Genomic DNA, 24,155 nt, shown 5'->3' on the forward strand with positions numbered 1-24,155 from the left:
CCGCGCACCCACACGAACCGCGCCACCCACACGATCCACGCGCCCCTCAGGAGTTCATCGTGACCGCGAAACCGACCGTCCCTCCCGACACGGCCCACTGGACCGCACGTCTGACCGCACTCGCCGCCCGCCACTCGGTGCCCGGAGCGGGTCTGGGCATCTGGTACCAGGGGCGGCGGATCGAGGCCGCCGCCGGCCTCGCCAACGCCGGTGCCCGGATCGAGGCGACCACCGACACGCTGTGGCAGATCGGTTCCATCACCAAGGTGTGGACCGCCACGGCCGCGATGGGTCTCGTGGACGAGGGGGCCCTGACCCTGGACCGCCCCCTCGTCGAGGTCATGCCGGAGCTCCGCCTCGCCGACGAGCACCTGACCCGGAGCGTGACGCTGCGGCATCTGCTCGCCCACACCAGCGGCATCGACGGCGACTACTTCCCGGACACCGGCCGGGGCGACGACTGTCTGGAGCGGTACGCGGAACTGCTCGCCGACCTGCCGGCGTGTCATCCGCTCGGTGCCACCATGTCGTACTGCAACGCCGGATACACGCTGATCGGCCGGGTGATGGAACGGGTCACCGGAATCCGCTGGGACGCCCTGATGCGGGACCGGCTCTTCCGGCCCCTCGGGCTCACCCACACCGCGACCCTCCCCGACGACGTCCTGCGCCACCGCGCCGCCACGGGACACTACGGCGACCCGCCGCAGGTCGTCGCGGAGTGGTCGATGGCACGCTCCACGGGCCCGACCGGTCTCATCTGCTCCACCACCGCCGACGTCCTGGCCTTCGTCCGCCTCCACCTGGACGGAGGCTCCACGGGGGACGGCACCCGGCTGCTCAGCGGCGACTCCGTGCGGGCCATGCAGACCCCGCAGGTCGAACTACCCGGTCCGTACCCGGCCGGCCGTGCCTGGGGCCTCGGCTGGGTGCTCGGCGAGTGGGACGGACTCGCGACGTACGGGCACGACGGCAGCACCATCGGCCAGAGCGCGTACCTGCGGGTGCTGCCCGAGGTCGATCTCGCGATCTGCCTGTTCGCGAACGGCGGCAACGCCGGCGCCCTGTACGCGGAGCTGTTCCGGGAGATCGCCGACGAACTCGCGGGCGTGTCCATGCCGGCTCCCCTGCTCCCCGCCGAAGCCCCGGTCGACGTGGACCCGGCCGACGTGACGGGCGTGTACGAGCGTAGCTCCACCCGGATCGAGGTCGTCGAACGGGACGGCGGGCTGCTGCTGCGCGACCGTTTCACCGGGATCCTGGCCGGTCTGGCGGAGCGGCCCGAGACCGAGTATCCGCTGCGCCCCCTGTCGCCCGGGACCTTCGTGGCCCGGCGCCCCGACGACGGCGGCTGGATGCCGGTCGCGTTCTTCACCCTGCCCGACGGCTCGCGCTTCGTGCACCACGGCGGCCGTGCGACCCCGAAGGTGAGCTGAGATGAACCCCTCCACGGCCCGGCCCCGCACTCCCGCGCGCCCGCGCTCCGCCTCACCCGCCGCCGTCGCCCGGCTGCGGGCCCGGCTCCCCGAGATGATCGACGACGTCGAGGCCCTCGTCACCGCGGAGTCCCCGACGTCGGACGTCGACGCCGTCGCCCACTGCGCCGCCGTCCTGGCCGCGCTCGGCACCCGGCTCACCGGCCAGTCCCCGCAATGGCTCCAGGACACCGGCAGGCCGCACCTGCGCTGGCGCTTCGGCAGCGGCGACCGGGTCCTGCTGCTCGGTCACCTCGACACCGTCTGGCCGGTCGGCTCCCTGGCCACCCACCCCTTCGCGGTCACGGACGGCGTCCTCACGGGGCCCGGCTGCTTCGACATGAAGGCCGGTCTGGTCCAGCTCTTCCACGCGCTGGCGAGCCTCGACGACCTGGACGGGGTCACCATCCTGGTCACCTCCGACGAGGAGGGCGGCTCCGCCGACTCCCGCGCCCTGATCGAGGACGAGGCCCGCCGCACGGGGGCGGTCCTGGTCCTGGAGGCCGCCGAGGACAGGGCGCTGAAGACGGAACGCAAGGGCGCCTCCCTCTACGACCTGACGATCACCGGGCGCGCCGCGCACGCCGGCCTGGAGCCGGAGCGGGGCGTCAACGCCACCACGGAGCTGGCCCATCAGGTCCTCGCCGTCGACGGTCTGACCGACCGGGCGGCCGGCACCACCGTGACGCCCACCGTCGCCGGCGCCGGCACGACCCGGAACACCGTGCCCGACACGGCGTCCCTCCAGATCGACGTCAGGGCACGGACGAAGCGGGAACAGCTGCGGGTCGACTCCGCCCTGCGCGGTCTGGCGTGCACGCTGGACGGCGCCCGGCTCACCCTCACCGGCGGCCTCAACCGGCCCCCGCTCCCGGCCCGTTCGTCGGCCGGCCTGTTCGGCCTGGCCGAGGAGCTGCACACGGCGCTCGGCCTGGGGCCCTTGCGGGGCGCGGCCGTCGGAGGCGGCTCCGACGGCAACTTCACCGCCGGTGTCGGCACCCCCACCTTGGACGGCCTGGGCGCGGTCGGCGGTGGCGCGCACGCTGACGACGAGCACGTCCTCGTCGCCGAACTCCCGACGCGTGCCGCGCTGCTGGCCGCGCTCGTCGACGAGCTGTGCGGGCGGTCGTGATAGCCGGCCCGCGCACCACTCCCTCGAAGGAGCTGGGTCCCGCCCTGTTGTCTGCCGAGCGCGCCGCGCTGGCCGCCGGGGTCACCCTCCGCGAGCTGCACGACCTGGACGCCATGCGCGAGGCGCGCGACCTGCTCCACCGCGTGTGGCGCCCGGCACCGGACAACCCCGTGATGACTCCGGAACTCCTCCTGGTGCTGGCCCACTCCGGCAGTTACGTCGTCGCCGTCGAGCAGGACGGCCGGATGATCGGCACGTGCCTCGGGCTGCTGTCCACCACGGGGCTCCACTCCCACATCGCCGCCGTCGACGTCGGGGCCGTCGGCCGCAGCATCGGCTTCGCGCTCAAACTGCACCAGCGTGCCTGGTCGCTCGCCCGCGGCATCTCCACGATCACGTGGACGTACGATCCGCTGGTCAGCCGCAACGCCTACTTCAACCTCCGCAAACTCGGCGCCGTACCCACGGAGTACCTTCCGAACTTCTACGGCGCCATGCGGGACGGCGTCAACGCGGGCACCGACTCCGACCGGCTGCTCGTGCGCTGGGACCTCACCGCCGGGCAGGCCCCCCGTCCCACGCCGAGCAGCGGGCGCACCGGAGAGCCGCCCGTGGTGGCCCTCGACATCGGCCCCGACGCCCACCCCGTCAGGGGCGGGCGGCCCGGCGACCTGTCCGGGCGGACCGTCCTGGTCCGCGTCCCGCCCGACATCGAGGCGCTGCGCGCCGGCGACCGCGCGGTCGCCGGCGCCTGGCGCCCGGCCGTGCGCGACGTCCTCGGCGGCCTGATGGCCGACGGGCGACACACCGTCACCACCTTCACCCGGGACGGCTGGTACGTCCTGTCACCACGTCTGGAGTTTGACGCATGAAGATCCTCGGAGCGGAACTGCGCCGGATCGCGATGCCCCTGGTCTCGCCGTTCCGGACGTCCTTCGGCACACAGACCACGCGTGACCTCCTTCTGCTGCGGATCGAGACCACCGGAGGGGACGGCTGGGGCGAGTGCTCCACCATGACCTCCCCGGTGTACTCCTCCGAGTACACCGCTGCGGCCTCCGACGTGCTGCGCCGCCACCTGCTGCCCGCCCTCTTCGCCCGGCCGGAGGTGACCCCGTGGACGGTCGCCCCGGCACTGGCCTCCTTCAAGGGGCACCGGATGGCCAAGAGCGCGGTGGAGATGGCCGTCCTGGACGCGTGGCTGCGGGCCCGCTCGCTGTCCTTCGCCGGGTGGCTCGGCGCCACCTCGGACCGGGTCCCGGCCGGCGTCTCGGTGGGCATCATGGACTCGGTCCCCGAGCTGCTCGACGCGGTCGACGGATACCTGGAGGAGGGCTACCGCCGCATCAAGCTCAAGATCCAGCCGGGCTGGGACGTCGAACCCGTGCGGGCCGTGCGGGAGCGGTTCGGTGCGGACGTGCCGCTCCAGGTCGACGCCAACACCGCGTACACCCTGGCCGACGCCCCCCACCTGGCCCGGCTGGACGAGTTCGGCCTGCTCCTGATCGAGCAGCCGCTCGACGAGGAGGACATGCGCGCCCACGCCCTGCTCGCGGAGCGGCTGCGCACCCCGGTCTGCCTCGACGAGTCGGTCGTGTCCGCCCGCTCGGCGGCCGACGCCATCGCCCTGGGCGCGTGCGCGGTCGTCAACATCAAGCCCGGCCGGGTCGGCGGCTATCTGGAGGCCCGGCGGATCCACGACGTGAGCACCGCGCACGGGGTGCCCGTGTGGTGCGGCGGCATGCTGGAGACAGGGCTCGGCCGGGCGGCGAACGTCGCGCTGGCGGCCCTCCCCGGCTTCACCCTCCCCGGCGACGTCTCGGCGTCGGACCGCTACTACCGCACGGACATCACCGAGCCGTTCGTCCTGCGCGACGGGCACCTCGACGTGCCCGACGGCGCGGGGCTCGGAGTGACGCCCGTTCCCGGGCTGCTCGCCGACGTCACCGTGTCGACCGAATGGATCACGCCATGAGCACCGTCCTCACGGCCGTCGCCGCGCGCCGGGCGATGGAGGCCGTCTTCGCGGAAGCCGGGGTCCGGGGGCACCTCTTCGCCCGGGACATCGACGGCCGGGCGGCCGTCGGCCTCGATGAGGACGCCCCCGTCGCGGCGGCCTCGGTCTTCAAGATCCCGATCGCCCTGGCGTACGCGTGCGAGGCGGAGGCCGGCCGGCTGGACCGCACCGAGCGCCATCCCGTGCCGCTACGGTTCCGGGACGGCGGCATCGGCACCTCCGGCTGCGTGGATGCGGTGGAGATGAGTCTGCGCGACCTCGTCGGCATGATGCTGACGATGAGCGACAACGCCGCCACCGACGTCGTCCTGCGCCAGGTGGGTCTCGCCCGGGTCAACGGGCTCCTCGCCGCTCTCGGCCGCCGTCGGACCCGTCTGGTGGGGGGCTGCTCCGACCTCGTCGGCGCGCTGCTCGCCGACCTCGGCGTCACCTCCCTGGCCGAGGCGCAGCCCGTACTCGCCGCTCTGCCCGCCGAGGAGGTCACGCGGTTGTCCGTGTGCGACCCGGGCCGTACCACCCGGTCCACGGCCCGCGACACGGCCGACCTCCTCACCCAGATCTGGCGGGACGAGGCGGGCCCGGCCGCGGCCTGCCGCGAGGTGAGGGAGGTGATGGCCCGCCAGATCTGGCCGCACCGGCTGGCGTCCGGATTCGGCGACGGCTACCGCGTCGCGGGCAAGACGGGCACCCTGCCGGGTTGGCGCAACGAGGCCGGAGTCGTCGAGCACCCCGACGGCGGCCGTTACGCGGTCGCCGTGTTCACCCGGGCCGCGAGGCCACGGGAGCTCGCTCCCGCGGCGGACCGGGCCATCGGGCGGGCGGCCCGGATCGCGGTCGACGCGCTGCGGGCCCCGGTGGCGGCGGGACGATGACCACGGCCCCGGTCGTCCTCGGGCGGGTCCTGGCCGATCTCGGGTCGACCCTCGTGGAGCTCGCCGCCGGCACGCCCGACCCGTCCCGTCCGGTGTCCGGCGTGCTGATCCACGATCCCCTGGAGGAGCCCGCGCGATGGCCGGGTGCCGTCGTCCTCGGCGTCGGCGTCGCCGGCTCCGACTCGGTCGCCGCGCTGACGGAGCGGGCGGCCGGGCTCGGCGCGGCGGCGGTCGTCGTACGGTCCCCGGTGGCCGTCGACGAGACGGTCACGGCGGCCTCGGACCGTACCGGCGTGCCCGTCCTCGGACTCGCCCCGGGCGCCTCCTGGGCCCAGGCGGCCGCGCTGCTGCGCGGACTGCTGGCCGTCGACGACTTCGCGGACGAGGACCCCGGCGGCGCGCCGTGGGACAACCCGCTCTCGGGCGATCTGTTCGCCCTCGCCAACGCGATCGCCGCGCTCCTCGACGGTCCGGTCACGGTGGAGGACCGCGGCGGGAAGGTCCTCGCCTTCTCCAGCCGTCAGGACGAGGGCGACCCGGCCCGGATCACGACGGTCCTGGACCGTCAGGTGCCGGCCGACAAGCTGCGCGACCTGGAGGCCCGCGGCGCCTTCCACGCGCTCTACCGCAACGAGGGGGTGCTGTACGTCGCCGGTCCGCACGACAAGCCCCGGGCGGCGATCGCCGTCCGGGCCGGCGGGGAGATCCTCGGGTCCATCTGGGTGATCATCCGGGACCGCCTGGGCCCGGACGGCGAACGCGCACTCGCCGAGGCCGCGAACGTCGCCGCGCTGCATCTGCTGCGTCGCCGGGCCGGTGAGGACGTCGGACACCGGTTGCGCGCCGACCTCGTGGCCACCGTCCTGGAAGGGGGCGCCGCCGCGCCCCGGGCCGCGGCCCGACTCGGGCTGACCCACCAGCCGGCCTGTGTCCTGGCACTCGCCGTGCTCGGCGACGACATCGCTCCCGACCTGCTCGCCACGGGCCGTCGCGCCGCGGAAGCACTCGCGCTTCACCTCTCCGCGGTCCATCCCCGGGCCGCCACGGCGTACCTCGGCGACGTGACGTACGCCGTGCTGCCGGGCAGCGCCGAGGAGACGGCCACACGCGTGGCCGACGCGTTCCTCTCCCGGGTGGGCAGCAGGGTCCCGGCCGTCATCGGAATCGGCCGACCCGCCGCCGACCCGAGCCATCTGCCCCGCTCGCGCGCCGACGCCGACCGCGCCCTGCGGGTGCTCACCGCCACCGGCACTCCCCACCGCGCCGCCGCGCTCAAAGACGTCTACCTGCCCTCCCTGCTCCTCGATCTCGCCGACCAGGTCCACACCGACTCCCATCCGTCCGACGATCCCGTCACCCGTCTCCGCGCGTACGACGCCGAGCACCACAGCGCGCTCACCGAGACGCTTGCCGCCTGGCTCGACAACTTCGGCGATGTCATCGGCGCCTCCGCCGCGATCCATGTCCACCCCAACACCTTCCGCTACCGACTCAAACGCCTCGCGCAGGTATCGGGCTTCGATCCCGGCGACCCGGCGGCCCGCTTCGAGGCGATGCTTCACCTCCGCCTGACACCGCCCACCCCTCCAGGAACGGCTCCGTCCCGTCCGGCCCAACCCGCACGCCACCAACGGAAGGGGCAGGGGGAGACGGATAACACCGGGCCATGACGTGGTCGATCCGGACAGCGCGCCGTGGCCCGAACGCGTTCGGCGAGGTACCCACCGCTCAGGCGACCGGCCTCGGTGACGCTCCGCGGCCCGAGTCCGTCGAGAAACACAGCCACTCAGGCAGCGAAATCCTGTCGGCTAGGACCGGCCGGGCAGGGTCGGGAGGTAGGTGGGCGCCTTGCGGACCGGGGTGGCTCGCTCGAAGGCGTACGCGTAGCTGAGCAGGTTCGCGTCGCTGTAGCGCGTTCCGAGGAAGGAGACGCCCAGCGGCAGCGTGTCCCGTGCGTAGCCGGCGGGCACGGTGATGTGGGGGTAGCCGGCCACCGCGGAGTTGCGGGTGGAGCTTTCGAAGGGGGTGGGGTCGAGCGCTTCGACGGTGGGAGCGGGGATGTTGGTGGGGGTGACGATGGCATCGAGCCGGTGGTCGGCGAGCACGTCGTCAATGGCTTGACGGGCCTGACAGGTCGCGGCGCTGCGGTGCCGGCGGTAGGCCGGGGCGTTGACGTCTCCGTCGGTCTGGTCGGCCATCTCGAAGAGTTCCTGGCCGAACTTCGGCATCTCGACGGTGGAGTTCCGCTTGTTGAACGCGATGAGTTCGGTGAGGTTCTTGGGGTGGGGGCCCGGGGTGGCGGCCAGGTAGGCGTTGAGGTCGTGCTTGAACTCGGTCAGCACGGCTGGAAGCATGTCCTTGCGCATCATGTCTTGGGAGTCGGCCACGTCCGCGCCCTCGACGACGGTCGCGCCGAGCTCTCGGAGCCGCTGGACAGCAATGTCGAAGGCGCGGTCCACGTCCGGGTCGATGCCGGTGTGTCCCTTGCGCCACACGCCGATGCGCTTGCCGCGCAGGGCGTTCGGGTCGAGCACCTCGCGGTAGTCGGAGGGGAGGGCGGTGTCGGCGTCAGAGGTGGCCGTGTCGGCGGCGTCCGATCCATGGACGGCCCAGAGCGCCAGGGCTGCGTCCGTCGTGTTGCGGGCGATCGGGCCGGCGGTGTCGTGACTGCCGGTGATAGGGATCATGCCGCTGCGGCTGACCATGCCGAGGGTGGGCTTGACGCCCACGGTGGAGGTGACGCTCGCGGGGCACACGATGGAGCCGTCGGTCTCGGAGCCGATGGTCACGGCGGCCAGGGCGGCCGCGGCGGCGACCGCGGAGCCACTGGACGATCCGCAGGGGCTCCGGTCGAGTACGTAGGGGTTTCGGGTCTGGCCGCCCGTGGCACTCCATCCGGCCGTCTGCCGGGGAGACCTGAAGTTGGCCCATTCCGACATGTTGGCCTTGCCCAGGACCACCGCACCCGCGTCGCGCAGCTTCTTCACCAGGAAGGCGTCCTGTGTCGGCTTGGAGTGCAACAGGGCCGTGGAGCCGGCGGTGGTGGGCTGGCGGTCCGCGGTGTCGATGTTGTCCTTGATGAGAACGGGGATGCCTTCCAGCGGCCCCCGCACTTCACCGGTGCGGCGCCGCTCGTCGCTCTTGTGCGCGAGGTCCAGCGCGTCCGGGTTCACGGTGACGACGGCATGGAGGCGGGGGTTGAGGCGATGGATCCGGCCCAGGTACGCCTGGGTCAGTTCTTCGGACGTCAGCCGCTTGTCCTTCATCTCCTCCTGGAGTTCGAGGATCGTGGTGCGGTCCAGCCGCTCGTCCAGTCGTCCGTCGCGTTTCCCGTCGTTCTTCGGCGCGTACGGGGCTGCTGCGCCGGTCGAGGTGGTGGAAGCGGGCGGTCGCGGTCCGCCGTCCGGTGCGCAGGCCGCCAGTGGAACGATCAGGCAGGCTGCCGATACCGCGATCACCGTGTGTCGTCCGGTGGTTCGAGTGAGTGAGCGCATCAGTTGCTTCTCCGTAGAGGCGAGGGAAGGAAGGCCCTGTGTCCGTACAAAGGAACCTATGAACGGCGTCCTTTCGGAACGACAGGGATGACTCCCGTTTCGGGAGGGGTGCGGACTACACCTCCCGAAGGGGTGGCCGTTCTCCCCACGACGGCCACGATCTCGTGCCCGACATCCTTCAGGAGCGCACGGTCACCGCCGCCAGGGACCGCAGTAGTTGCAACGGCCGCACCGCCCACGGCGGGGCCGGGGCGGGGATCAGCGAGAAGCGGACGAGCGGCGACAGAACGTCACCGGCCGGCGAAGGCAGAGGGGTGGTGAACCCCTCCAGCAGATACCTCGCGGATCGTAGGCTGTGGAGCGCCCTTGCGTTCAGGTCCCTCGGTCGGGACGGCACTTCACGGGTGTTCCCCTGTCATGGGCCCGCGCTGCACCGGGCAGGTGGAGCCCGCTACACCCCCGGTCGGGGAGAGGGACCGCTGCCGTCCACTCGTCTCGCGCGGTTACGTTCGGTATCCGTTCTGACCGATCAAGGAACCGGGGGACCCACCATGCAACCGATGACGACGCGGGCCAACGCGGTTCACCGTGTCCCTTGAGGAAGTCTCCCGGTCCTACGGCGAGGGGACCGCGCCGGACGGGGTCGGCCGCGGGTTCCACGAGGCCCGCCGGCCGCTACACCGCCGAAAGTCTCCTCGCACCACGTAGAGGCACCAGGTCCCGCCTCTCTCGTGCTCCCCGTCCTCGGCGGGGGAACGGGCGGAAAGCCGTTCCTTCCTGAGCCGCGCCCATCACAGGAGCAGGCCGAGCCACCGGCGGGCCCGTCACACCACGACCGCCTCTCACTGACCCACTGATGTCGTTCCCTACCGACAGGAGTTGTTCCATGCATGCACGTGTATCGCCGAGGTTCCGCCCCACTCTTTCGCGAGGCGGCCGACGGAGGCTCGCCGTGACCGTGCTCACCGGGGCCGTCATGACCACCGGCGCGCTGTTCCCGTCCGCGGCCTCCGCCGCCAAGCCGAACCCCGTCCAGAAGAGCCTGAACACCTTGGTGGTCGACGACCAGATACCCTCCGCTTCGGCGAGCGTCGTGGACCGCGAGGGCCGGACGCGTCACTACACCGCGGGCTTCGGCGACCTCAGGACCGGCGCGAAGGTACCCAAGGACGGGCAGGTACGGGCGGCCAGCAACACCAAGGCCTTCACAGCCGTGGTCACACTGCAGCTGGTCGCCGAGAAGAAGCTCGACCTGGACGCCCCCGTCGACACCTATCTGCCCGGCCTGCTGCGCGGCGAAGGCATCGACGGACGACACATCACCATCCGCCAACTCCTCCAGCACACCAGCGGTCTGCCCGAATACCTGGACAAGCGCGCGGTCCTCAAGGATCCGCAGAGGTACTACGAGCCGCGCGAGCTCCTCGACAGCGCCCTCGTACAGAAGGCCCACTTCTCCCCGGGCGCGAAGTGGGAGTACAACAACACGAACTACCTGGTCGCGGGCCTGATCATCCAGAAGGTCACCGGCCGCCCGCTGGGCGAGGAGATCAACCGGCGCATCGTCGACCGCATCGGGTTGCGCCACACCTACTTCCCCACACCTGGAGACATGACCATCCATGAGCCCCACGCCAAGGGCTACCACCGGGACACAGCCGACTCGCCCTGGCGCGATGTCACCGAACTGGACCCGTCCTGGGGCTGGGCCGCGGGTGCGGTGATCACCACCAACAGCGACCTCAATCGCTTCTACACCGCACTCCTCGGCGGCGAACTCCTGCCCCCGGCCCAGCTCGCCCAGATGCGCACCACCGTCCCCGCAGGCGCCCCGGGTGTCCGTTATGGACTGGGCCTGAGCAGCACGCCGTTGCCGTGCGGCGGCGTCTACTGGGGCCACGGCGGAACCATTCCGGGATACGCCACCTTGGGAGGTGTCACGGAGGACGGCCGTGCCGTCAACATCGCGCTGACCGCCATGCCGGCCGACAGCGCCACCGATCAGCACGCCCAGGCCGCCGTCGAAACGGCACTGTGCCGCTGACCCCCTCACCGACCCAACCCGGAAAGCTGCCGCTCCTCCGCCGCGGCCGCAGACGCCCGATGAGGGCGGGTCAGGCCGGTGGGTGGCCCCCTGCCGCCACCGGCGCTTGACGGTGTCGGTCGCCGCTCCCGCTCGCGGGACCGGCGACCGATGCCCCGGCGGGCCCATGCTCACGAGCGTCACCGGGCCGCCTCTCGGACGCAGGACCAGAGGCGGCTGTTCTCCTCGATTCAGCCGGACCGCCTTGCGAAGGAAGACCTCCGATTCAACCTCCCCGCTTGCCGGTCGCAGGCCGGCAAGCGGGGACGCATGCTGACCGTTTGCTGACCTGAGGGGCATCTCCCGCATCTCGTAGGCGCCCTGGTGGCCGCTGACCGAGCGGTGCCGGTCCTTCCACGCGGTGATCACCGGCTCGATCAACGCCCACTGCTCGTCCGATAAGTCGCTTGGGTATGGCTTGCGTTCACTCACCCCACCACATCAGGAGGCCACCGGCTGCGGACCGGAAGATTCCGTCCGCACCCACACCATCAGGCGACGACAGAACCCCTCAAAACTTCACGAACCGCCCTCTCATGCCGGGCAAGGGCTTGAGACCGTTCTGCTCGGCTGTGTCTACATCGACCCACCGGAGAGGGCCGGCTCGGACGGAGAGATCTCCTGGTGGGTGGTGGACGAGCTGGTGGGCAGCGAGGTCGAGCAGGCCCTCGACGCGCTGGTGCCGCAGTGGATCGCCGCTGACTGGCCGTTCGAGGAGCCGCGCTTCCTCGGCCGCGAGATCTCCTGGTCGGACTGGCTCGCCCTGCCGGAGCATCCCGACACGTAAGTGGTCGTGGCCCGACTCCAGCGGCGGCGATCCACAGCGGGACGTCTTCGCTCCAGGCACGGCCGGCCAGAAGCACGCACACCCTCCGGCCCGCCGCTCAGCCGCACGGCCAACTCCCCCAGCTCCCGGGCGAAGTCGGCGGCCTGCCGCACCCTCACCGGCGTACTGGTGCCGGTGACGCAGGCCGCCGGTACGACCCCGGCATCCTGGGCCAGCCGATCCAGCGGCCGCTCGGCCCTCCGCCACCGAGCCGGTTCCCGCGCTGATACGCCTCCGCCATGGCACCCAGGTCCAGCTCGCCCGGCGGCGTTGTCCTGCCGCCCCCGCGCAGCTGTTCCTCTGTCGGCTCGACCGTCCGCGCCAGCGGATTCCACGACCGCTCGCCATAGAGCGCCTGGCTCACCGCAATCCCGTACTTCTTACTTGCTGACCGCGAAACGCATCAGGGCGTGCTCGTCCCCCTGCTTGATCTTCCCCGTCGCATTGATCACTTCGAGCTTCCACGCGTCGCCGACGCGCATCGCCTTGGCCACCGCGCAGCCGTTGTCCTGGGTCAGCAGGCTCGGCCAGATGTCGGCGACCTGCTGGGAACTGCCCCCGGTCGCGTCATAGACCTTGAAGCTGATGTTGCGCGCCTTCTGGAAGGAGCTGCCCTTCTTGTACGCGGCGGCGACGAAGACGATCGACGTGATGTTGGGCGGAACGCGGGCGAACTCGACGGTGACCATCTCGTCGTCGCCGTCACCGTGCCCTGTCTGGTTGTCGCCGCTGTGGACCAGCGAGCCGTTGCCCATCGGGTCGAGCGAGTCCAGCCCCGCGAGGCGCACCGGGTCACCGCCCTGCATCGCGACGGCGATCAGGTCGAGGTCGGTGCCGGTCTTGCGGCGCAGCTTGCCCAGCACTCCGCCGGAGCTGCCGGCGGTGGGATCCCAAGAGACGCCTATGGACAGGTGCGTCACCCCGTCCAGGTCCGCGGGGCCGTCTTCCTTGGTCAGCGTGATCATGCGCGTCATCCTTTGTCGAAGGTTCTACACCCCAGAGCGTGCCAGGGCACCTGACGGTTCCTCGACCAGGGTGGGTCCAACGGTTCTGAAGGTGCGTGCGCCCCCCCCTGGACCCGCACATTCCTTGCCGCCGGCGCCCTGAGCACCGCTCTTCGCCAGATAGTCACCCCGGCGGACGGGCGACAGGAGCCCTGGGCGCCGTCAGTCGCGGCGGGGCAGTTCGACTCGGACGGTGAGGCCTCCGTCGGGGCGGGGGTGGGCGGTGACCTGGCCCTGGTGGGTCAGGGTGATCGCGCGGGCTACGGCGAGGCCCAGTCCGGAGCCCTCGCCGCGGCACTCCGGGCCGCGTTGGAACGGTTCGAACAGTGCGGGGACCTCCTGCGGGTCGAGGACCGGGCCGGTGTTGGTGACTTCGATGAAGGCGCGGCCGTTCGTGGTGCCGGTGGTCACCGTCGCCGTGCCGTCGGGGTGGTTGTGGCGCACCGCGTTGGTCAGCAGGTTGAGGGCGATCTGCCGGAGCAGTGAAGGGTCGCCCGCGACCGGGGCCGGCCGCAGGTCGGCGGTGATGCGGGTGCCCGACGCCCGCGCCTCGTCGGCCACGTCCGTCAGGGCGTCTCCGGCGGTGTCGGCGAGGTCGGCCGACTGAGGCGTCAGCTCTTCGCTCTCGCCCCGCGCCAGGGTCAGCAGCGCCGCGATCAGGCGTTCGGTGCGCGCGTTGGCCTCCAGGGCCCGTTCGATGGAGGGTCTCAGATCGGCCGGGACCCGCCCCTGGGCGAGCGGAATCTCCAGGGCGGTGCGCTGAACGGTGAGCGGGGTGCGCAGTTCGTGCGAGGCGTGGGCGGTGAAGCGGCGCTGGGCGGTGAAGCTGCGGTCCAGGCGGCCGACCATGGCGTCGAAGGTGTCGGCGAGCTCGCGGACCTCGTCGTTGGGGCCGGTCAGGGCGAGCCGTTCGTCCAGGGTGCTGCCGGTGCTGATCCGCCGGGCCGCCGCGGTGACCTGGCTGAGGCGGTGCAGCGAGCGGCGGCTCGCCCACCAGGCGAGCAGGGCCGCGAGTGCGGTGAAGACGACGAGCAGGAGCAGGGACCGCACCAGCAGGTCGCTGAGGACGACGTCCTGGAAGTTGGCGAAGCTCTCGGCGGGGGTGGTGGTCGCGGCGGGCAGGGAGGACCCGGGCGGGAATCCGGAGGGAGTCGGCGACGGCTGGGAGGATGGAGCGATCAGATCGCTCTCGGATACGACGAGACCGCGGTTGGCCTCCAGGAGGTCGCGGGAGCTCAGCCAGTTCAGCAGGAGCAGCCCGCAGCCGAGTACCGCGAACAGCGACGTGGTCACCAGGGTCAGCCGGCCGCGCAGGGGCAGCCTGTACGGGATCACAGCCGGTACCCGTAGCCCGGGTCGTGGGTGATCAGCGGTGGGTCGCCGAGTTTACGGCGCAGGGAGTGCACCGTCACCCGTACGGCGGTGGTGGCCGGGTCCAGCGCCGCGTCCCACAGGCTGTCCCGCAGCTGTTCGGTGCCGATCGGGGCGCCGTCGGCGGCCAGCAGCAGTTCCAGGACGCCGAGTTCCCTGGGGGTGAGCTTGAGCGGCCGGCCGTCGCGTTCGGCGGCCCGGCGTACGGTGTCGAGGCTGACGCCGCGCCTGCTGAGCACGGTGGCGCCGCTGCCTGCGGGGGCACGGCGGCCCAGAGCGCGCAGCCGGGCGATCAGTTCCAGATACGAGAAGGGTTTGGCCATGTAATCATCGGCGCCCTGCCCCAGTCCGTCGACCAGATCGGCGAGAGTGCCGGCGGCGGTGAGCATCAGGATCCTGGCGGGGTAGCCCGCGGTGTTAAGGGCCCGGCAGACGGCGTCCCCGCTCAGTTTCGGCAGGTCCCGGTCCAGAAGCAGGATGTCGTACTCGGCGGCGGCCGTCATCTCGAGTGCGCGGGCACCGTCGTGGGCGACGTCGCACGCCATGCCCTCGGCGCGCAGACCGTCGGCGAGCATCGCCGCCAGCTCCGCCTCGTCCTCCACGATGAGTACGCGCATTCCGTTCCACTCCGCTCGACCGCGACCTGAGCCCCTGTGCCCTGGGGCTCCTGTGCCCTGGGGCTCCTGTGCCCCTGGGCCGACCTGCGTACGGTCCTGCCGTCCTGGGCCAGGCCAAGGATGCCCCGGCAGATGTGAGCCAGCGGTTAGACACACTCTCACGGATGGCTAACCCGACGGTCCGTAGAACTGCTGGAGTCGAAACCGGCTTCCAGCAGGGAGAAGCAGAAGATGCGCACCAGAATCGTACGGACAGCACTGGCGGCGGCGGCCGTGACGGCGGCGCTGGCGGTGAGCGGCTGTTCCTCACCGTCCTCGGCACCCGATGTGGCGGGGGGCGGAGGTACGGGACGCGACAAGCCGCAGGACGACGACGCGGTGCGGCGGGCCTGGGTGAACTGCATGCACCAGCAGGGGCAGAACAGCGTCGAGCAGGACAAGGACGGCAACATCACCTTCCCCGCCGCCGGCGTCGGCGATCCCGCCGGAGCCGACGGTATGGAAGCTGCGAGCAAGCTCTGCGATGCCAAGGTTCCCGGCATCCACCAGGCCACGCAGAAGAACGACGCGAAGTTCGTCGAGCAGGCTCGTGCCTTCGTCGCGTGCGCGCGGAAGAACGGATACGCGGACATTCCCGACCCCGACCCCAAGACCGGGGTCCTCAAGTTCACCCCCACCACGTTCAACGTCGCCCGGTGGGATGCCATACAACCCGCCTGCGGCAAGCTGCCGATGCCCGGCTACTCGATCGGTGAGTGACCATGAGCCGCCCTGCCGAGACCACGGCCACCGAGACCACCGCCACCCGGACCACGGCCGCTGGCACCACCACCGCTGAGACCACCACGGCCGCCGCCGGCTCGCCCGCACCCGTGCGGCGCAGGGGGCGCAGGATCGTCGTACCGCTCGCCCTCGTCGTCGTGCTCGGCGGCTCGGGGGTGCTCGCCGCCACGCGCCCCTGGGAGCGCCCCGGCTCCCCCTCCGTCCAGCAGTCCGTCGACCACGCCACCGCCCCCGTACAGCAGGGCTCGCTGTCCAGCGGCATCCAGGTCGGCGGCGCCCTCGCCTACGACGGTCCCACCCCCGTCGTCGCCGCCGGGCGTGGGACCGTCACCGCGCTGCCCGCCGTCGGCAAGGTCGTCAAGGCCGGTGCGGAGCTGTACGAGGTGGACGGCCGGCCCGTCGTACTGCTCACCGGTGAGCGGCCGATGTGGCGCGACCTCGGCCCCGGTGTCACCGACGGCCCGGACGTCGAGCAGCTCAAGCGGAACCTGATCGCGCTCGGCCACGCCGACGGGCTGGGCCTGGCGGTGGACCAGAAGTTCACCACCGGCACGGCCACCGCCGTCAAGCGCTGGCAGAAGGCCCTCGGTGAGAAGCAGACCGGCACCGTCGCGCTCGGCAGGGTCGTCGTGCTGCCGCGGCCGGCCGTACGGATCCATCATCTGGGCGCGCAGCTCGGCTCGGCCCTCGGGGGCACCGCGCTGATGACCGTGACCGGCACCGAGCTGGTCGCCGTCGTGCAGCCCGCCGACAACCAGCTCTCCCAGTTCAAGCCCAACGGCCGGGTCACGGTGAAGCTGACCGACGGCTCCACCGTCGACGGCCGCATCCGGTCGCTGATCCGGGCCGGCTCCGACAGCGGCGGGGACAACGGCCAGGAGGGAGGGGGCGGCGCGGACAAGACCACCGTGACCATCGCCCTCGACAGCCAGCGGAAGGCCGCGCAGGCCGGGCCGTCCTCCGCGACCGTCACCGTCATCGGCACCACCGTCAGCGACGCGCTCATCGTCCCCGTCACGGCGCTGCTCGCCCTGGACGGCGGCGGCTACGGCGTCCAGGTCACCGACGGCTCCGCCACCCGGCTCGTCAGGGTCCAGCTGGGGCTGGTCGCCGACGCCAAGGCGCAGATCACCGGGGACGTCCGGGCGGGCGACCAGGTGGTGATCCCGAAGTGACGCTCCCCCGGCCGGCCGGCACGACCCCGGTACTGGAACTCGTAGGCGTGACCAAGGAGTACCCGGGATCACCGCCGCTGCGCGTCCTGCACGGCATCGACCTCACCGTCGAGGCGGGAGAACTCCTCGCCGTGGTCGGCCCCTCCGGCTCCGGCAAGTCCACCCTCCTCGCCCTGCTCGGCTCTCTCGACCGGCCGACGGCGGGACAGCTGCGCTTCGAAGGGCGCGACCTCTCCGCCGTCTCCGACCCCGAGCTGGCGGCCCTGCGCGCCCACCGGATCGGTTTCGTCTTCCAGCAGTTCTTCCTGCTGTCCGGTCTCACCACGGTCGAGAACGTCGCCACCGGCCTCCTCTACAGCGGTGCCCCCGCCGCACAGCGCCGGGCCCGCGCGGTCGAGGCCCTGCACGAGGTGGGCCTCGGACACCGGCTGCACCACCACCCCGACCAGCTCTCCGGCGGCGAGAAGCAGCGCGTCGCCATCGCCCGCGCCCTTGTCGCCCGCCCCGCGCTGCTGCTCGCGGACGAACCCACCGGCGCCCTTGACAGCGTCTCCGGCGCCGCCGCAGTCGACCTGTTGCGGACCCTGAACGCCAACGGCACCACCGTCGTCGTCATCACCCACGACCGTGAACTGGCCGCTTCCTTCCCCCGGCGCATCGGTATCCACGACGGCCGCATCGACTTCGACGAGCAGGGCCGGACAACCGCGGGAGCCGTCCGATGACCCCTCGCAAGACCCCCCGTGCGCGCCGTACCCGGCTGCGCCCCATGGACATGCTGCGCCTCGGCATGATCGGGCCGCGCACGCGCCGGATGCGCTCCGCCCTGTCCGCGCTCGGCGTCTCGCTGGGCATCGCAGCCGTCATCGCCGTGACCGGGATATCCGCCTCCAACCAGGCGCACCTGCTGGAGCGTCTGGACCAGCTCGGCTCCAACCTGCTCACCGTCGCCCCCGGCAACGGCAGCGACCAGAAGCCGGTGCCGCTGCCGCCCACAGCGGAGAAGATGCTCGCCAACATCGCCCCCGTACAGCAGGTCACGGCCACCGGCGCCACCAAGGCGCAGGTCTACCGGAACGACCTCGTTCCCGTCCAGCAGACCGGCAGCCTCACCGTCCTGGCGGCCCGGCTCAACCTGCTCGACGTCCTGCACGCCACCCTGAGCAGCGGGCGCTGGCTGGACAGGGCCGGGGAGCACCTCCCGGTCACCGTGCTGGGCGACCAGGCCGCCCAGCGGCTCGGCGTGACCGCGCCGGGCGAGCGGGTCTGGCTGGGCGGCCAGTGGTTCGCCGTCATCGGGATCCTGGCTCCCAACGAACTCGCGCCCGAGCTGGGCACCGCCGCGCTCGTCGGCTGGCCCAAGGCCACCGCCGACCTCGGCTCCGACGGCACCGCCGCCATGGTCTACCTCAGGGCCCACTCCGAACGGGTTCCCGCCGTACAGGCCGTGGCCGGTGCCACCGCGGACCCCGCTCACCCGAGCACGGTGGCCGTCAGCCGCCCCTCGGACCTGTACACGGCACGCGCCGAGACCAAGAACTCCCTCACCGGACTGGTCCTCGCCCTCGCCGCCGTCGCCCTGCTCGTGGGCGGCGTCGGCATCGCGAACACCATGGTGGTGGGCGTGATGGAGCGGCGCGGCGAAGTCGGACTCCGCCGCGCGCTCGGCGCCCGTAGCGGCCAGATCGCCGTCCAGTTCCTCATCGAGGCCGTGCTGTTGGGCTTCATCGGAGGAGTCGGCGGACTGCTGGTGGGCGGCCTCACCGTCTACGGCTACGCCTTCGGGCAGGGCTGGCCGGCCGCCGTCCCGCTGTACACGGTCGTCGCCGGACCCCTGGTGTCGGTCCTGGTGGCCGCCGTCGCCGGCATCTACCCGGCCCTGCGCGCGGCCGGAGTGTCCCCGACGGACGCCCTGCGCTCGGCCTGACGCCCGTGTGACCCCGGGGTGGGGGCCGGGGGGCAGCGCCTGTTCCGCCTCCCCCGCCCCTGGTCATTCGCCCGTGACGTCCAGGAGGCGGCGGGTGCGGGTGCTCGCGCCGGTGAGGGCGAGGGGGATGCCGAGGCTCGTGCACATGCGGTGGGCGCGGGCCAGGGCGCTGAGGGTGGCGGGGGTGGGGTCCGCGCTCGGGACGGCCAGGACCACCCGGGTGGGCCGGTGGGCCTGCACGAGGGCCTGGACCTGGAGTGCGGCGGCGGCCCGGTTGGTGACGTCCAGGTCGCGGTGGAGGGTCACGTGCAGGACGTGGTGACGCAGGGTGTGGCTGATGAGCATGGTGTCCCTCCGCGCAGGACGACGAAGGCCCACGACTGGATACGGCGTGGGCGGTTCGTCCGAGGATGTCACGGGGACCGCCCCGGCGACGCTCTCGTGACGCGGACGACGCGAAGTGTCCGGATGGAGGGCTTTCGGTCGTGGAGGTTGACCGGGCCCTGTGAAGGGGCCGGAGCCCGGTCGTGCAGCCGACTCGGGCTCCGGCGGGTGCACGTGTGCCGTGCACGGGCGCGTCGTCCCGCCTCATGGGCGGGCGCGCGCTCAGTGTTTTCAGTGCCAGTACTTCATGGTGTGACCTCCTCCCCCGTATGGGGGCGCAGCGTGACCTCGAAGCGGTCGAGACCGCGAAGGGTCAGATTGCGCCGGTGTTCGGGTTCCGCGACCGCCCGTGCGTGGGGGTGGTCCGTGGCCAGGGTCCCGAGGACCGATCCGGTGAGCCGGATCGCCATGGACGCGCCCAGACAGGCATGGGCCCCGCGGCCGAACCCGAGGTGCGGGTTCGGGGCGCGGTCGAGTCGCAGCTCTGTGGGGTGGCCGAAACGGAGCGGGTCGTGGTTGGCCGCGCCGAGGAAGAGCGTGACCGGATCACCCGCCTTCATCGTGACGCCACCCAGTTCGGTGTCGGTGACGCAGACCCGGGCGTCCGCCTGGACGGGTGCGTCGTACCGGATGAGTTCGTCGACGGCCGTCGACGGGCTCGCCCGGAACGCGGCGAGCGCGCCGGGAGTGGTGAGGAGGGCCGCCGCGGCGTTGCCGAGGAGCCGGGAGGCCGATTCGTAGCCGGCGTGGAGGACGGCGCGCAGACTGTTGCGAAGAACCGTTTCTGCGACACCGCTGTCCGCCGCGTGTTCGGCGACGTGGGCGATGAGGCCCTCCTTGGGCGGAGCTTCGAGCCACCCGCCCGCGTACTCCGCGAGCCGGGCCCGCGCGACGACGGCCGGCTCGTGCTTCTCCGGCCAGAGCCCGGCGTCCATGCCGTCCACGACGGTACGGGACATGGGCACGAACCAGTCGAGGTCGGGCGCCGGTACGCCGAGGAAGGCGGTGACGAAACGGAGGGCGACGGGCTCGGCCAGCTCCCCGACGAAGTCGAACGAGGGACGCTCGGCCAGCTCGGCGAGGAGTTCGGCGATCCACCGGTCCAGCTCCTCGTGGAGCGTCCGGCGGTCCTGGGCGCGGAAGCCGTCGAGCAGGAGGTGCCGGATGGCGGTGTGCTCCGGCGGGTCGAGGGTCTGGACGCTCAGCAGCGGGGCCGGGATGTCCTCGCCGGCACGGCGCCAGTCGGAGGCGAAACGGTTGCTGTCGGTGAGCACGGCGAGGCAGTCGGCGTGCCGGGTCAGCACCCAGGAACCGAGCAATTCGTGCCAGAAGACCGGGGCGGTCTCCCGCATCCGGGCGTACGCCGGGTAGGGGTTCCGCAGGATCGACGGACGGGCCAGATCCAGAATCGGGTCTACGGCTGCCGCTTGCTCCACGAAACGTCTCCCCCTGCGCATAGGGCCTGGTTGAGGCCTTGACTGCTTCCAAGTTGAGCGGTGACGAGACGCCGTGCCACCGGTGGGTGGAGGGTCTCGCCGGTACGTCACCGACGGTTCGCCGGTCCTTCTCCGTACATCATCCGAGCCGAGCGCCGGTGACGCTACCACGCAACTGGGGTGGCTGGTATGACTACCTGCCAGAGATCTTTCACAAAGCGTCGGGGAGTTACGGAAGATGACCGGTCAGGACCAGACAATCGTTCACGATGTCCCGGTAAACGTCGCCCAACAGCCCAACCCCTATCCGCTCTTCGAGCGCATCCGCGAGCACGGAGTCGTCCAGCGGGTACGACTGAATCCCACCCTTGAAGTCTGGATGGTCACCGGCTACGACGAGGCGGTGGCGGCCCTCACCGACCCCCGGCTCAGCAGTAGTCCCGTCGGCGTCAACGGACTTGAGGAGGAGATGGCCCACCAGGAGCGCACCAACGTCCTGATGGCCAGCATGCTCGTCGCCAACGGCGAGGACCACACCCGGCTGCGCACCCTCGCCTCGAAGGCCTTCACCGCCCGCCGGGTCGAGCAGCTCGCGCCCCGGGTCCAGGCCCACACCGACGCCCTGCTCGACGCGGTCGCGGCACGCGGAACCGCCGACCTGGTCTCCGAGTTCGCCCTGCCGCTGCCGATGGCGGTGCTCAGCGAACTCATCGGCATCCCGGCGGAGGGACAGCCCGACTTCGCCCGGCTCGCCGTCGGTCTCATCATGCCTCCCAACACACCGGAACGGCTCGCCAAGGGCGCTCAGGCCCGCGCCGAACTCACCGCGTTCTTCGAGCCGTTGATCGCGCAGCGCAAGGCCGACCCCAAGGACGACCTGCTGAGCGCACTGTGCGCGGCACAGGCCGAGGCGCGAATCAGCGACCGCGAGCTGACGGCCATGACCATCCTGCTCACGCTCGCCGGCCACGAGACGACGGCGAGCCTCATCGCCAACGGCGTCCACGCCCTCCTGCGCCATCCCGACCAGTTCGCCGAGCTCCGCGGCGACCCCTCGCTGCTGCCCGGCGCGATCGAGGAACTCCTGCGCTACGAGGGCCCGGTGAGCCGCGGTGTCGCCCGGTTCACCGTCGACGCGTACGAGATCGGCGGGGTCACCGTCCCGCCGGGCGAGATGATCATCATCGGGCTCGCCGCGGCCAACCGCGATCCCGCCCGCTACGACCGCGCCGACATCCTCGACGTGGCACGCCGCGAGGTTCCGCAACAGCTCGCTTTCGGCCACGGGGTGCACTTCTGTCTGGGCGCTCCGCTCGCGCGGGCCGAGGCCAGGATCGCCATCGGCACGCTGCTGCGCCGCTTCCCCGACCTCCGGCTGGCCGACCCGGACGCGGACCTGAGCCGGCGCGAGGGCATCCTGCGCGGCATGGCGACACTGCCCGTGGCCTTCACCCCGCACACCCCCGACGCCGTCGGCACCGTCGGCACCGTCGGCACTTCCGACGCCTCCGGGACCTGAGCCGCGGCCCGGACGAGGAAAGGACACAGGGATGGGACCGACCTCCGAGGTCGCGGAGTTCGACGAGATCGCCCCGGATTACGACGCCTCCCGCGGCGGTACGGCACGGGCGGCGGGTTTCGCCGGGATGCTCGCGCCGCTGCTCGACCCGGCCCGCCCGGTGCTCGACATCGGCGTGGGCACCGGCATCGTCGCGGCCGAACTGACCGCGCTCGGACACTCGGTGCAGGGGCTCGACCTCTCCCCCGGCATGCTCGCCCTGGCGCGGGCGCGGCTGGGGTCGCGGGTGGCGGTGGCCGACGCCTGCCGCCTCCCGGTGCGGACCGGGTCGGTGAGCCAGGCGGTGTCCACCTGGCTGCTGCACGCCGGGCCCGACCACGGGCGGGTCTTCGACGAGGTCGCCCGGGTGCTGCGGCCCGGTGGCCGCTATCTGGTGATCCCGGCCGGGGGCACCCGCCCCACGGACGACATCGGTCTCGTCGTCGGGGCCCTGGAGGAGCGGCTGGACCCGGACCGGACCCGCCAGGACGGCCCGTGGACGCTGGCCCCGATCGCCGAGGCCCGAGGCCTGGTCTACCGGGGCAGGGCGTCCGAACGGCCCATGACCTTCCGGTTGTCGGCCCGGGACATGGCGCGTTCCCTTTCGGGCGGCCTGTTCACCGGGGCGTGGGCGGTCAGGGGTGCGGAGGCCGGCCGGCTCGTGGAGGAGACGCGGGAGCGCCTTCTCGCCCTCCCGGACCCGGACGTGGAGCGGGTCCGGGAAATGGCGGACTACGTCATGGTGTTCGCCAAGCCCTGAGGAGGGCCGGGCGCCTGGGCCGCGCCGGGGGCACGCGTCGGGCACGGCCGGTGTGACGGGTCGCGGGCGCGTCGGACGCGGGCGGGTGAGGACCGGCCGGTGACGCGGGCGGGTGAGAACCGGGTGGGTGAGGACGGATGAGTGAGGACCGGTCGGTGAGAACCGGTGCGGGTGCCCGGTGGGTGAGAACCGGCGCTTCAAATCGCCCGTCCGGCCCCGCCGGGTGCCTCGGCCCCGGCCGAGCCCGTCAGTCCCGGCCGCGCAGGGCGGCCTCGTAGGCCTCGTCGGGGTCGAGGCGGCGCAGTTCCTCGGCGATCAACTCGGCCGTGGTCCGGACCTTCAGGGCGAGGACCCGGCTGGGCTGACCGGGGATCGAGAGCCGGGCCACCGGACCCTCGGGCCGGTCGATGCGGATCTCACCGTCCGCGGTGCCCATGCGGACGGCCGTGACGACGGGGCCGTCGGTGACGACGCGGTCGACGGTGACGCCGAGCCGGACCTCGAACCAGCGGGCGAGGAGTTCGGCGCTGGGGTTCTCCGCCTCGCTCTCGACGACCGCGGAGGTCACGGTCAACGGCGCCTGGTCGAGCGCGGCGGCCAGCATCGAGCGCCAGGGGGTGAGCCGGGTCCAGGCGAGGTCCGTGTCGCCGGGGGCGTACGAGACGGCGCGCCTCTCCAGTGCGGCGAGCGGGTCCTCCACCGCGTACATGTCGGTGATCCGTCGCTGGGCGAGCGAGCCGAGGGGATCGACGGACGGCACCTCGGGGGCGTCGACGGGCCACCAGACGACGACGGGCGCGTCCGGCAGGAGCAGCGGCAGGACGACGGAGTCGGCGCGGGCGCCGAGTTCGCCGTACAGCCGGAGCAGGACCGTCTCGCCCGATCCGGCGTCGGTGCCGAGGCGGACCTCGGCGTCGAGCCGGGTCTCGTGCCGCTCGCGCGGCGTGCGGGCGTGCCGCTTGATGACCACGAGGGTGCGCGAGGGGTGTTCCCGGGAGGCGTCGTTGGCCGCCTTGACCGCGTCGTAGGCGTTCTCCTCGTCCGTGACGACGACGAGCGTGAGCACGGCCCCGACGGCGGGGGTTCCGACGGCCCTGCGGCCTTGCAGAATCGCCTTGTTGATCTTGCTGGAATCGGTGTCCGTCAGATCGATCTTCATGCGCGGCGGCCGTCCCTTCCTCTGCGGCGAGCCTAACCCTCCCCATGTGCCGACGCGTGCGGGACCCCCGCCACGGGGGGGC

At 72.2% G+C, this 24,155-nt stretch carries 20 protein-coding genes and 2 pseudogenes; 14 read left to right on the forward strand and 8 right to left on the reverse strand.

Annotated elements, in window-relative coordinates; all coding sequences use genetic code 11:
- Positions 1 to 59: 59 nt before the first annotated feature.
- The 6 genes from ABT154_RS23720 to ABT154_RS23745 all read left to right on the forward strand — a co-directional run bounded on the left by ABT154_RS23720 (position 60) and on the right by ABT154_RS23745 (position 7,166).
- Entirely contained in the window at positions 60 to 1,436 is a 1,377-nt protein-coding gene (locus tag ABT154_RS23720) for a serine hydrolase domain-containing protein (RefSeq protein ID WP_351858801.1), read from the forward strand.
- A 94-nt stretch (positions 1,437 to 1,530) separates the two neighbouring features.
- Complete coding sequence (locus tag ABT154_RS23725) at positions 1,531 to 2,607, forward strand: M20 family metallopeptidase (protein WP_351858982.1); 1,077 nt, start codon at positions 1,531 to 1,533, stop codon at positions 2,605 to 2,607.
- On the forward strand, positions 2,604 to 3,479 hold the full coding sequence (locus tag ABT154_RS23730) for a GNAT family N-acetyltransferase (protein WP_351858802.1): 876 nt from the start codon (positions 2,604 to 2,606) through the stop codon (positions 3,477 to 3,479). Before ABT154_RS23725 ends, ABT154_RS23730 begins: the two co-directional genes overlap by 4 nt.
- Positions 3,476 to 4,582, forward strand: coding sequence for an o-succinylbenzoate synthase (menC, locus tag ABT154_RS23735; protein ID WP_351858803.1), 1,107 nt, complete (start codon positions 3,476 to 3,478; stop codon positions 4,580 to 4,582). The genes ABT154_RS23730 and menC overlap by 4 nt, the downstream gene beginning before the upstream one ends.
- Complete coding sequence (locus ABT154_RS23740; RefSeq protein WP_351858804.1) at positions 4,579 to 5,496, forward strand: serine hydrolase; 918 nt, start codon at positions 4,579 to 4,581, stop codon at positions 5,494 to 5,496. The genes menC and ABT154_RS23740 overlap by 4 nt, the downstream gene beginning before the upstream one ends.
- A complete protein-coding gene (locus ABT154_RS23745) occupies positions 5,493 to 7,166 on the forward strand; it encodes a PucR family transcriptional regulator (RefSeq protein WP_351858805.1) in 1,674 nt (557 codons plus the stop codon). The genes ABT154_RS23740 and ABT154_RS23745 overlap by 4 nt, the downstream gene beginning before the upstream one ends.
- Positions 7,167 to 7,304: 138 nt before the next feature.
- Here ABT154_RS23745 and ABT154_RS23750 read toward each other — a convergent pair whose 3' ends face one another.
- Positions 7,305 to 8,990, reverse strand: a complete 1,686-nt coding sequence (locus ABT154_RS23750) for an amidase (protein ID WP_351858806.1) — start codon at positions 8,988 to 8,990, stop codon at positions 7,305 to 7,307.
- 976 nt (positions 8,991 to 9,966) lie between these two features.
- On the opposite strand from ABT154_RS23750, the gene ABT154_RS23755 reads away from it, so the two are divergent.
- A complete protein-coding gene (locus ABT154_RS23755) occupies positions 9,967 to 11,034 on the forward strand; it encodes a serine hydrolase domain-containing protein (RefSeq protein ID WP_351858984.1) in 1,068 nt (355 codons plus the stop codon).
- A gap of 387 nt (positions 11,035 to 11,421) precedes the next feature.
- Here ABT154_RS23755 and ABT154_RS23760 read toward each other — a convergent pair.
- Positions 11,422 to 11,505 (reverse strand): annotated as a pseudogene (locus ABT154_RS23760) (transposase); the annotation flags it as partial.
- Between the two features lie 121 nt (positions 11,506 to 11,626).
- Here ABT154_RS23760 and ABT154_RS23765 point away from each other — a divergent pair.
- Positions 11,627 to 11,860 (forward strand): annotated as a pseudogene (locus ABT154_RS23765) (N-acetyltransferase); the annotation flags it as partial.
- A 419-nt stretch (positions 11,861 to 12,279) separates the two neighbouring features.
- On the opposite strand, the gene ABT154_RS23770 reads toward ABT154_RS23765, so the two are convergent.
- The 3 genes from ABT154_RS23770 to ABT154_RS23780 form a co-directional block, all read right to left on the reverse strand.
- The gene (locus ABT154_RS23770; protein WP_351858807.1) at positions 12,280 to 12,864 is read right to left on the reverse strand and encodes a TerD family protein; all 585 of its coding nucleotides are present in this window, start codon (positions 12,862 to 12,864) and stop codon (positions 12,280 to 12,282) included.
- Between the two features lie 201 nt (positions 12,865 to 13,065).
- A complete protein-coding gene (locus ABT154_RS23775; protein WP_351858808.1) occupies positions 13,066 to 14,238 on the reverse strand; it encodes a sensor histidine kinase in 1,173 nt (390 codons plus the stop codon).
- The gene (locus ABT154_RS23780; protein WP_351858809.1) at positions 14,235 to 14,891 is read right to left on the reverse strand and encodes a response regulator transcription factor; all 657 of its coding nucleotides are present in this window, start codon (positions 14,889 to 14,891) and stop codon (positions 14,235 to 14,237) included. The genes ABT154_RS23775 and ABT154_RS23780 overlap by 4 nt, the downstream gene beginning before the upstream one ends.
- Positions 14,892 to 15,122: 231 nt before the next feature.
- Between ABT154_RS23780 and ABT154_RS23785 the strand changes: the two genes are divergently transcribed.
- Genes ABT154_RS23785 through ABT154_RS23800 form a run of 4 tightly spaced genes read left to right on the forward strand, consistent with a single transcriptional unit; the run spans position 15,123 to position 18,776 of the window.
- The gene (locus tag ABT154_RS23785) at positions 15,123 to 15,650 is read left to right on the forward strand and encodes a hypothetical protein (protein WP_351858810.1); all 528 of its coding nucleotides are present in this window, start codon (positions 15,123 to 15,125) and stop codon (positions 15,648 to 15,650) included.
- Between the two features lie 2 nt (positions 15,651 to 15,652).
- Positions 15,653 to 16,849, forward strand: a complete 1,197-nt coding sequence (locus ABT154_RS23790) for a peptidoglycan-binding protein (RefSeq protein ID WP_351858811.1) — start codon at positions 15,653 to 15,655, stop codon at positions 16,847 to 16,849.
- Between the two features lie 47 nt (positions 16,850 to 16,896).
- The gene (locus ABT154_RS23795; RefSeq protein WP_351858812.1) at positions 16,897 to 17,574 is read left to right on the forward strand and encodes an ABC transporter ATP-binding protein; all 678 of its coding nucleotides are present in this window, start codon (positions 16,897 to 16,899) and stop codon (positions 17,572 to 17,574) included.
- Positions 17,571 to 18,776: an ABC transporter permease gene (locus ABT154_RS23800; protein ID WP_351858813.1), complete on the forward strand. Its 1,206-nt coding sequence runs from the start codon at positions 17,571 to 17,573 to the stop codon at positions 18,774 to 18,776. Before ABT154_RS23795 ends, ABT154_RS23800 begins: the two co-directional genes overlap by 4 nt.
- A gap of 63 nt (positions 18,777 to 18,839) precedes the next feature.
- Here the strand turns inward: ABT154_RS23800 and ABT154_RS23805 are convergent, their stop codons facing one another.
- Entirely contained in the window at positions 18,840 to 19,121 is a 282-nt protein-coding gene (locus ABT154_RS23805; protein ID WP_351858814.1) for a hypothetical protein, read from the reverse strand.
- Between the two features lie 284 nt (positions 19,122 to 19,405).
- The gene (locus tag ABT154_RS23810; protein ID WP_351858815.1) at positions 19,406 to 20,596 is read right to left on the reverse strand and encodes a cytochrome P450; all 1,191 of its coding nucleotides are present in this window, start codon (positions 20,594 to 20,596) and stop codon (positions 19,406 to 19,408) included.
- A gap of 238 nt (positions 20,597 to 20,834) precedes the next feature.
- Between ABT154_RS23810 and ABT154_RS23815 the strand changes: the two genes are divergently transcribed.
- Together ABT154_RS23815 and ABT154_RS23820 are read left to right on the forward strand one after the other, a co-directional pair.
- Positions 20,835 to 22,115 (forward strand): cytochrome P450 family protein, encoded by a 1,281-nt coding sequence (locus ABT154_RS23815; RefSeq protein WP_351858816.1) that lies wholly within the window; start codon positions 20,835 to 20,837, stop codon positions 22,113 to 22,115.
- A gap of 31 nt (positions 22,116 to 22,146) precedes the next feature.
- Positions 22,147 to 22,914 (forward strand): class I SAM-dependent methyltransferase, encoded by a 768-nt coding sequence (locus ABT154_RS23820; protein WP_351858817.1) that lies wholly within the window; start codon positions 22,147 to 22,149, stop codon positions 22,912 to 22,914.
- A 247-nt stretch (positions 22,915 to 23,161) separates the two neighbouring features.
- On the opposite strand, the gene opcA is transcribed toward ABT154_RS23820, so the two are convergent.
- Positions 23,162 to 24,073 (reverse strand): glucose-6-phosphate dehydrogenase assembly protein OpcA, encoded by a 912-nt coding sequence (opcA, locus tag ABT154_RS23825; RefSeq protein WP_351858818.1) that lies wholly within the window; start codon positions 24,071 to 24,073, stop codon positions 23,162 to 23,164.
- Positions 24,074 to 24,155 lie beyond the last annotated feature (82 nt).

The sequence above is a fragment of the Streptomyces sp. NPDC001728 genome, from assembly GCF_040297565.1.
Classification (GTDB): Bacteria; Actinomycetota; Actinomycetes; order Streptomycetales; family Streptomycetaceae; genus Streptomyces.

What these genes read in the sequence shown, in the direction of transcription:
- ABT154_RS23725 (WP_351858982.1), top strand. Translation starts at nt 1,531, where the DNA reads ATGATCGACGACGTCGAGGCCCTCGTCACCGCGGAGTCCCCGACGTCG.
- menC (WP_351858803.1), top strand. Translation starts at nt 3,476, where the DNA reads ATGAAGATCCTCGGAGCGGAACTGCGCCGGATCGCGATGCCCCTGGTC.
- ABT154_RS23740 (WP_351858804.1), top strand. Translation starts at nt 4,579, where the DNA reads ATGAGCACCGTCCTCACGGCCGTCGCCGCGCGCCGGGCGATGGAGGCC.
- ABT154_RS23745 (WP_351858805.1), top strand. Translation starts at nt 5,493, where the DNA reads ATGACCACGGCCCCGGTCGTCCTCGGGCGGGTCCTGGCCGATCTCGGG.
- ABT154_RS23750 (WP_351858806.1), bottom strand. Translation starts at nt 8,990, where the DNA reads ATGCGCTCACTCACTCGAACCACCGGACGACACACGGTGATCGCGGTA.
- ABT154_RS23755 (WP_351858984.1), top strand. Translation starts at nt 9,967, where the DNA reads ATGACCACCGGCGCGCTGTTCCCGTCCGCGGCCTCCGCCGCCAAGCCG.
- ABT154_RS23770 (WP_351858807.1), bottom strand. Translation starts at nt 12,864, where the DNA reads ATGATCACGCTGACCAAGGAAGACGGCCCCGCGGACCTGGACGGGGTG.
- ABT154_RS23780 (WP_351858809.1), bottom strand. Translation starts at nt 14,891, where the DNA reads ATGCGCGTACTCATCGTGGAGGACGAGGCGGAGCTGGCGGCGATGCTC.
- ABT154_RS23785 (WP_351858810.1), top strand. Translation starts at nt 15,123, where the DNA reads ATGCGCACCAGAATCGTACGGACAGCACTGGCGGCGGCGGCCGTGACG.
- ABT154_RS23790 (WP_351858811.1), top strand. Translation starts at nt 15,653, where the DNA reads ATGAGCCGCCCTGCCGAGACCACGGCCACCGAGACCACCGCCACCCGG.
- ABT154_RS23800 (WP_351858813.1), top strand. Translation starts at nt 17,571, where the DNA reads ATGACCCCTCGCAAGACCCCCCGTGCGCGCCGTACCCGGCTGCGCCCC.
- ABT154_RS23805 (WP_351858814.1), bottom strand. Translation starts at nt 19,121, where the DNA reads ATGCTCATCAGCCACACCCTGCGTCACCACGTCCTGCACGTGACCCTC.
- ABT154_RS23815 (WP_351858816.1), top strand. Translation starts at nt 20,835, where the DNA reads ATGACCGGTCAGGACCAGACAATCGTTCACGATGTCCCGGTAAACGTC.
- ABT154_RS23820 (WP_351858817.1), top strand. Translation starts at nt 22,147, where the DNA reads ATGGGACCGACCTCCGAGGTCGCGGAGTTCGACGAGATCGCCCCGGAT.
- opcA (WP_351858818.1), bottom strand. Translation starts at nt 24,073, where the DNA reads ATGAAGATCGATCTGACGGACACCGATTCCAGCAAGATCAACAAGGCG.